1 protein-coding gene is annotated in these 526 nt (G+C 46.8%); it reads left to right on the plus strand.

Annotated elements, in window-relative coordinates; genetic code table 11:
- Positions 1 to 267 (plus strand): fimbrial protein (locus RE027_RS18175; protein ID WP_368809700.1); only part of this gene is annotated, 267 nt, incomplete at its 5' end.
- Between the last annotated feature and the right edge of the window lie 259 nt (positions 268 to 526).

Below are 526 nucleotides of genomic sequence, written 5' to 3' on the forward strand. Positions count from 1 at the left end.
AAAGCCACCGCTCGCTTTGATGGTACAGAAGATGGAGACGGTTACCTTAAACTGAACGCTGGTGGAGCTACAGGGGTTGCCGTTGCCATCTACAACCGTGCTGACAACACCTTGCTGAAGCTCTACAACCAGTCAGTCAGTGCAGATATCGACGCTGATGGCAAGGCGACACTGCCGTTCATGGCTCGCTATATTGCTACCTCCGCAACCGTAACGCCTGGTGTGGCAAATGCGGATTCTGAATTTACTATCACTTACAGTAATTAACCTCTAGCTTTCCGAAATATAATCAGGCCTGGCAAGGCAGGTTTCTTTACGTCTAATGGACAGCGAAACCTCGCAGGCCTGTCACAGGATATGATATGCGCAGGCGTTTTATCGACATTTTTATTATTCTCTTTTTAGTCGTGTGTGCCTCTCCCTCCTGGGGTGGGATTATTATCGGTGGTACGCGGGTTATTTTCCCCAGCAATAAAACAGATACCACTATTTCTGTAATTAATAATGATACTTCCTTACCCTATCT

It is taken from the genome of Kocuria sabuli, from assembly GCF_040981185.1.
Taxonomy (GTDB): domain Bacteria; phylum Actinomycetota; class Actinomycetes; order Actinomycetales; family Micrococcaceae; genus Kocuria; species Kocuria sabuli.